At 32.7% G+C, this 4321-nt stretch carries 2 protein-coding genes; both read left to right on the plus strand.

Annotated features, from left to right (window positions below; all coding sequences use genetic code 11):
* Positions 1-161: 161 nt before the first annotated feature.
* Positions 162-2363, plus strand: coding sequence for a helix-turn-helix domain-containing protein (locus GSA01S_RS09450; RefSeq protein WP_066126936.1), 2202 nt, complete (start codon positions 162-164; stop codon positions 2361-2363).
* A 284-nt stretch (positions 2364-2647) separates the two neighbouring features.
* Complete coding sequence (locus GSA01S_RS09455; protein WP_157064819.1) at positions 2648-4312, plus strand: DUF6020 family protein; 1665 nt, start codon at positions 2648-2650, stop codon at positions 4310-4312.
* The last annotated feature ends 9 nt before the right edge of the window (positions 4313-4321 follow it).

Raw genomic sequence — 4321 nt, forward strand, 5'->3', positions numbered from 1 at the left:
CGAAAATTATTTAATTTTCTCTCCTTGCCCACTCCCACTAGCCTCAATCCCTTGAGAAGTTGTTATTCTAATATAAGCAGTTAAATGTGTTTGAAAGTGCTTTTATATAGAGTGTTTCGTGTTATACTAAAGAGAGAATATATAAGTGAGGTCAAAATAAAATGACTAATTTAGAAACTAAACAATCACGAGAAGAGTTTATTCGTCATATAGAAGAACATATGAAGCAAGCTTCCCGTAAATTATTAAAAATAAATTCTAGAGATGAAATTATGACCGTTCTAGGAGAGAGTTTTAAAGAATTACTTAAATGTGACTTTGTTGGGATAGGTTTAAATTTAAATGGCTACTTAAGACTCCATTATTTAGCAGGAGATATCGACATTGAAAAGATTTTTCCTTATCCCACAGATAAAGTCAATCCGATATTGTATGAAAGAAGTATTAAATCCGATGATAATTATTTGGACCCTGATTCTGTTTTAATTCAATATTTTAAAAAGAGTGGTATTGATTCATGGTTTACAGTTCCGATAGCGGAGGATCATTCAGACTTAGGGATAATTATTGTAGGCTATTATGATACGCGTCCCTTTTTTAACGAAATGCGTGAATTATTTAAAGAATTAGGTGCTTATGCAGCAATTGCGATGAAAATGATTCAACGTAATGAGTCGAGCCAACGTCAAATATTGTATTTTGCACAAGCCTCTCATCAACTGATGATGCAAAATTCAATTGAAGATCTGCTAGAGAAAGTGGTGACATTATCCGGTCGTGAATCGCGATCTCATTACACAGGTGTTTACTTACTCGATCAAGCACATGAAGCTTTATTACTACAAAAACCCACTTTTGGTTATGTCACGTTAGATGATTATATCCCACTTAGTAAAGGTAATTTATTAAAAGATTATTTACCGAGAGTGGAACAAATTGGTTATTCGCAAATCACGATACCATTAGTTATCAATGAACAAATGGTTGGCGCGATGGTATGCGAAAAACCAGCCGAACAAATTTTTTCTGGAAAAGATTTTGAGTTGCTGCAAACTTATGCGAATTATTTTAGTGCAATGTATGAAAACTTGTCATTGAGACGCCAAGAAAAAATACGTCGTCAAGAATTAGAGGAATTGTTTAATTTACAAAATAATTTAATTAAAAGTTCGTTAGAGCAAACGGATATTGATAAGATGAATCAACTATTAGGTGAATTTGTCGAACGGGATATTATTGTTTTTGATCAATTTTTAAATCCTTATTCTAAATATTTACAAAAAGACTCTAGTTTAGAACGCGATATTTTAATGAAGGAAATTAAGAATTATAAGTTAAAACATGTTCATTTAGCTAGTGAATTTAGAATCTCAGTTCAAGATACAGAAATGGTTTTTAGACGAATTGAAGGTGACCGTGAGGCATTGGGATTTATTGCTTATTCTGAAAATAAGGTTAATTTGAATAAAGAAACGTTTAATTTGGCTATTTCAATGGCATTAAATATTTATGCAACCTTCTTCATGAAATATAAAATTGAACGCGATGCTTTAAATCAGTTGAAAAATAGTTTCGTTGGGACATTGTTTTCTGGAAAACCTCATGAAGAATTGAATCAAATCATTACTTATGCTTCGTATTTCAACTTTGATATTGATGGTTCCTATGATGTAGCCTTATTAGCAATTGAAGATGTTGTACCACATTCGGATGATTTAGTGGTGAGACGAATTGCGCGTAATACGGTGATGAATGAGTTGATTTATCATTTATCAAAATTCGATTCTAAATTAGTAACTGCTATTTATAAAGGAAGAATTGTGCTGTTGAAAGCTAGACAGGGTGAAGAACCAGGTATTTATTGGCAAAAACTCTTTAAGACGATTCGAAAAGCTGTGAATCCAAAAATAGGGTTATGGATTGGCATTGGCGGGCAGGTATTAGAATTGAAAGATTACCGTGATCGTTATGACAAAGCGAAACATGTTTTAAATGTTATCCAAAGAACAGGACATGAACCAAATTTTGCAAGCTACGATGAGTTAGGGTCTTATGTGATTCTTAACGAATTAAATCAAATTGATGAAACAAAACTATTTGTTAAATCCCAATTAGGTAAGCTTTGGGATGCTTCGGTTGATAGTAGTATGGATTTATTTGAAACCTTAAGAGTCTATTTAAATAACCATTGTAGTATCAAAGCGAGTGCAGACGAACTGTTTTTACACCGTTCAACCATGAATTATCGCTTAGAAAAAATTAAAGAGATTTTAGAAATAGAGTTGGATGATAATAAACATCAGTTTAATTTATTATTAGCCTATCATTTATTTGATCTTTTTGGAGAAAAATTATTTGAATAATATTTATATTGAATAGCCTTTTTGTTTTTAGTCGAACAGGAAGGCTGTTTATTTTTTTATCATTATCAAAGATAAACGTTTTACTACCTCATTGAGTTTGTTATAAATATTAAATCGTTAGTTGAGCATAAGGTTAAGAGGTGAAAGCATAATTTTATTTTGAAACCAGCCATAAATTATTAAGAGAGAGTCTGTATTTTCATTATTTTTCTAGTGTATAATGAGTGAGATATAAAATGAAAGGGAGTATGTATGTGAAAGGATTGTTGATAAGAGGAGTGATATTGGTCAGTACAATACTAATGTTTGGGCTCAACCATCTAAGTATCTGGCATTTAGTCTTAATCATCGGCTTTATTGCAGTCACAAAGGACGTTGAAATAAGGTTTAATCGGAAAGATTTAGGATGGATGGTGTGTTTTATTCTACTGAATGTTTTTTCTTTTTATATGAATCCACCGAAGCAATTGGGTTATGAAATGGTACTGGCAGTTTTGAGAGCGGACTTCTATTTTTCATTATTTAAAATCATTACAGCTTTGACTGCTAAAAATATGCTGTATCACACAGAAAGAATGCTTAGTAAGTGGCAAAAGACTCAGTTTTTAATCATGATGGTCCTGGTATTACTCATTTTCTATTTTCCGCTACTGCTTGCTTTTAGCCCAGGAAATATGTATATTGATTCCTATTCTCAATGGGGACAAGCAATGGGAGGTATTCCCTTATCGGATTGGCATCCGGTCTTGACCACCTTATTGATGAAACTCTCTTATAAATTAATCGGAACGCCAGTCGTGTATACCTTGATGCAAGTGGTGGGCTCCATCATGGTCCTGACTTATTTTAGCAAGCAATTATTGGATCTTCGACTTAAAAAATCTTATATTTTATTAGTAGTGTTTACCATTCTATTCACGACTTTGTTACTATCAAATATGGTTACTCTATATAAGGATAATTTGTATAATCTTTCTTTAGTTTTAGTCACCTTATTTTTAGTAAGGATTTATTTTATTGAACCAACTTGGTTGCAACATTGGAGCTCGAAGATTATATTTGCCTTTAACTTTAATGTGGTGCTATTAGGTCGGCATAATGGGTTTTATGTAGGCATCGCATTTTTAGTGATATGGTTATTCTTTTCTTTTGATAAATGGAAAGATGTAGCCATCATAATAGTCTTAACAGCTTTAATTTTTATGGGGTATCACACATTATTAAATCAACGATATGCTATTATACCAGGTTCACCGAGTGAGAAATATAGTATGGTATTACAGCATATCGGTGCAGTGGTTGATGCAGGAAGACCATTAACGGAAGAACAAAATGAGTTTTTAGATCAAATTTTACCACGAGCAACTTGGCAAGAAAAATATACCCCTGTTATGATTGATCCAGTCAAATTTCACCAGGACTTTAATAAAGAATTTATTAACACCCATCAAAAGGAGTTGTTAAAGAACTGGTTAACCATTGGTCAACAATATCCGCTACTCTACTTAAGAGCAGAATTACAGCAAATACGACCATTATGGGATGTGAATGGATGGGAGCATTGTTTGCCAGGGACTCAAATGTTTCATTATATGATCAATTCACCGAAAGCGTATTATGATCCTTATTTACAGCATTATGATTTTGCAGTAGATTCACTACGTAATTTGATTGCTGAGTTGTCTTATCAGCAAGCTCCGCATGATGGTGTTCATAAGCCGTTTATTACGAGTGTGGCATCAGTTAGTATTTTGGTTTTATTTGCATGCTCCTTTTCAGTAATATTTGCTAAAAGGTGGACATATTTATTGATTTTATTGCCTTCTTTACTTCATTTGGGGACATTATGTTTGGCGATGCCCGCGTATAATATTCGTTATATTTTAGCGCCCGTTATCACTTCGATGATGCTAGCCATTATTTTTAAAGTAGTATCAACAAAATATTGATTTCTTGAC

This window comes from Globicatella sanguinis NBRC 15551 (genome assembly GCF_001552295.1).
GTDB lineage: Bacteria > Bacillota > Bacilli > Lactobacillales > Aerococcaceae > Globicatella > Globicatella sanguinis.

Excerpts from the sequence above, each read along its gene's own strand:
- GSA01S_RS09450 (WP_066126936.1), top strand. The coding sequence starts at position 162 with ATGACTAATTTAGAAACTAAACAATCACGAGAAGAGTTTATTCGTCAT.